Here is a 3,762-nt window from a genome sequence, read left to right as displayed (position 1 = left end):
ATGTCGAGCGCCTGCCGCTCGGCTTCGAGATTGCGGGTGCGGATGCGGATCATCGAATCCTGCTCGATGTCGTTGCGCAATTTGCGCTTGGCCTCGATCTCCTCCATCAGGCTGGTCAGGCCCTGCGCGTCGAACCGGTTCGACGGGTTGAAATATTCCAGATCCGTCTGGTCGAGGTCGGTGATCGCGACCGACTCCAGCTCGAGACCGTTTTGCGCCAGCGCCTCGGTCGCGGCGGTCTTGACGCGGGCGACATAGTCGCCGCGCTGCTCGTGCATCTGCTCCATGGTCATTTCGGCGGCGACCGAGCGGATCGCAGAGACGAATTTGCCCGACAGCAGCGCATGCAATTGCTCCGGTTCCAGCGTGCGGCGGCCGAGTGTTGCGGCGGCGATTGCGACGGCCTCCCGCGTCGGCTGCACCCGGACGTAGAAGTCGGCCTCGATGTCGACGCGCATGCGGTCGCGGGTGATCACGGCATCGTTCCGCGCACGGACGATCCCCATCGGGATCACGTTCATGTTGACCGGCGTGTAGTCGTGGATGAATGGCAGCACGAAGGCGCCGCCGTTGATCACGACCCGCTCGCCGAGGAAGCCGGTCCGCACGAAGGAGACTTCCTTCGAGGAGCGGTGATAGAGCCAGTTCACGATATAGACCGCGATGACGATCACGACGATCGCCACGATCAGCCAGAGGATCAATTCGCCTACGACAACCCCCGACATGTTCTCCTCCCTCAGATCTCAAGCATTATCGGGCACCGATTGCCTTGAACTTCCGAACCTGCTCCGTGAGCGCCCGCTCCACCGGCAACCGCTCCATCGAGGAAGCGCCGTAGAAGCCGTGGCAATGACGCGTGTGCTTCATGACGAAATCGGCATCCGCCGGCTCCGCGATCGGGCCGCCATGCGCCAGCACGAGAATGTCGGAGTTGACGCTGAGCGCGGCGCCGGCCCATTCATCGATCAACGTCGGGCAGTCTTCGAGCTTGGGTGCGGTCTGCGCGCCGATCGAGCCGCCCGTGGTCAGGCCGAGATGACAGACGATGATATCGGCGCCCGCGATCGCCATGGCGGCAGCCTGCGCCTCGCTGAACACATAGGGCGTGGTCAGCATGTCCTTGTCACGCGCCTTGGCGATCATGTCGATTTCCAGCGCGTAGGACATGCCGGTCTCTTCGAGATTGGCCCGGAATACGCCATCGATGATACCGACCGTCGGAAAATTCTGCACCCCGGCAAAGCCCAGCGCCTTCAACTGGTCGAGGAACACGTCCATGTCGCGGAACGGATCGGTGCCGTTGACGCCGGCGAGCACGGGCGTCTTCGTCACCACCGGCAGCACCTCGCCCGCCATCTCGACGACGATCGCGTTGGCGTCGCCATAGGCGAGCAGGCCGGCGAGCGAGCCGCGCCCGGCCATGCGGTAGCGGCCGGAATTGTAGATGACGATGAGATCGACGCCGCCGGCCTCCTCGCATTTCGCCGACAGCCCGGTGCCGGCGCCGCCGCCGACGATCGGCTCGCGCCGCTTCGCCATCTCGCGAAACTTCTTCAACAGGGCGGCGCGTTCAAACCTCGGCATGGGTCACCTCGCCATTCTCCGCCGTGTCATGCTGCGTCCGAGCAGGGGCCGGAACGCGCCAACGATCGCGGAAGCAAATTCGGGATCGTTGATGTTGCGCCTGATCCGGATGAGCCGGCGATTGCTGGTCGGCCGCACCGTGCGCTCCAGCGCGCCGAACAACGCCGCATCCGCTTCCGGATCCCAGAACGGCTGGCCCGGCGCATCGAGCGCCGAGACGCCGCCTTCCGGCAGGAAGAAACGCACCGGGCCGTCCATCCGGTTCAGCCGCTCGCCGATCCAGCGCCCTATCCGCTCGTTCTCGTCCGCGGTGGTGCGCATCAATGTCACCTGCGGATTGTGGACGTGAAATTTGCGGCTGCGGTAGCGCTCGGGGATGGTGTCGGGCGCGCCGAAATTGACCATGTCGAGCGCGCCAACCGAGCCGACATAGGGCACCCGGGTGCGGATGATCGCACCGAAACGATCCTCGGTCGCCGGAAACACGCCGCCCATCAGGAGATCGCAGACCTCAGTGGTCGTGAGGTCGATGACACCGGCTAGCAATGCAGAATCGACCAGCTTCTCCATCGAGCGGCCGCCGACGCCGGTCGCGTGGAACACCAGGCATTCGTAGTCGTCGCGGAGCTCGGCCGCGATCTTCTGTACCGCGGGCGTAGTGACACCGAACATGGTGATGCCGATCGATGGTCGCGCCGGCCCGCTGTCACGCCGCGGCTTGCTTTCCTCCAGCCGGGCCTTGACCATGCCGGCGAGCGCGTGGGCGCCGTTGGCGAGCACGGTGCGCGAGATCGAGTTGAGGCCCTGCACGTCGGTGACCGAATACATCATGGCGATATCGGCAGGTCCGACGTAGGGACCGATGTCACCCGAGGCGACCGAGGAGATGATCAGCTTCGGTACGCCGACGGGCAGCTCGCGCATCGCGGGCGCCACCAGCGAGGCGCCGCCGGAGCCGCCGGCCGAGATGATGCCGGCCACATTGCCCTGCCGGCGCAGCCATTTCGCGAACGCCTCCGCCATCGCAGTGACGGACGCCCCGCGATCGGTCCCGAACACGCCTGCACCACCCCGGGCATGGTTGAGCGCGATCTCCTGAGCGGACACGTCGGAAGTCGAGAGCTTGCCGCTGGTGGAGACGTCGACCAGCCGCGTGCGGAGACCTGCGCCCGCGATAATGTCGCGGATGTAGCGCAGCTCCTCGCCTTTTGTGTCGAGCGTGCCGGCCACGAGCACGACCGGCGGACCGGCTGTCGACGACGCCCCCACTTCGCGTCGTGGCCGCGCGGCTTCCTCAAGCCGCGACACCGTCGCCGAAAGCGTGCGCGCCTGCGCCTCGATGCGCGCGATCGGTACCGGCTGCGACCAGCGCGTCGGCAGCGTCGGGTTGGAAACGTAGACTCGGATCGGTCCACCGCTGCGCGGACGTGGCCCCGCACTCGTCTCGGTGGGCGCGCGGGCATCCGCCTCGATCGGCGCCTCGGCGGCATGCTGGCCGACGCCGAGCAGCCGCTGCTGCAATTCACGATCCGCCGAAAGCCGCACGGATTCGATGATCCGGTTGATGCGGCCGTTGACCATGATCGCGACCTGCTTCGACACCGCGGTCGCAACGCCGATGTTCTGCTCGATCACCAGCACCGAGATGTCGCTCTCCTCGCCCAGGCGAACCAGGATGTCCTCGACCTGCGCGACGATGACAGGCGCGAGCCCTTCGGTCGGCTCGTCCATGATCAAGAGATGCGGGTTGGTCAGCAGCGCACGAGCGATCGCCAGCATCTGCTGTTCGCCGCCGGAGAGCTGACCGCCGCCGTTGCTCTTGCGTTCGGCCAGCCGCGGGAACGTCTCATAGATGCGCTCGATGCTCCAGGCACCGCGGCGCATGCCTGCGGCAAGCCTCAGATGTTCATCCACGCTGAGCGAGCGCCACAATCGCCTGCCCTGCGGCACGTAACCAACTCCGAGCTGTGCGATCCGCGTCGGGCCGAGCCGCGTGATATCCTCGCCGCGCACGCGGACCGAGCCGCTGCTCGCCCGCAGCAGCCCCATGATGGTGTTGCACAGCGTGGTCTTGCTCATGCCGTTGCGGCCGACCACCGAGAACACGCCGGACTCCAGCCTCAGGTCGACGCCTTGCAGCGCATGCAAATGCCCATAATACACGTCGAGGCCCCT

The 3,762-nt window shown here is 66.2% G+C and carries 3 protein-coding genes; all 3 read right to left on the bottom strand.

Annotation, left to right across the window (positions count from 1 at the left end):
* Positions 1-728: flotillin family protein (locus JOY90_RS15320; protein ID WP_291691960.1), on the bottom strand; the 728-nt coding region annotated here is incomplete at its 3' end.
* Positions 729-753: 25 nt separating this feature from the next.
* Positions 754-1,587 (bottom strand): phosphoenolpyruvate hydrolase family protein, encoded by an 834-nt coding sequence (locus JOY90_RS15315; protein WP_291691959.1) that lies wholly within the window; start codon positions 1,585-1,587, stop codon positions 754-756.
* Positions 1,588-1,590: 3 nt separating this feature from the next.
* Positions 1,591-3,762: ABC transporter permease (locus tag JOY90_RS15310; RefSeq protein ID WP_291691958.1), on the bottom strand; the 2,172-nt coding region annotated here is incomplete at its 5' end.

The sequence above is a fragment of the Bradyrhizobium sp. genome (genome assembly GCF_019242285.1).
In the GTDB taxonomy this organism is placed as follows: domain Bacteria; phylum Pseudomonadota; class Alphaproteobacteria; order Rhizobiales; family Xanthobacteraceae; genus Bradyrhizobium.
The sequence above is the reverse complement of the archived record's forward strand: the minus strand, read 5'-3'. Positions and strand labels throughout refer to the sequence as shown.

Excerpts from the sequence above, each read along its gene's own strand:
- JOY90_RS15315 (WP_291691959.1), bottom strand. The coding sequence starts at position 1,587 with ATGCCGAGGTTTGAACGCGCCGCCCTGTTGAAGAAGTTTCGCGAGATG.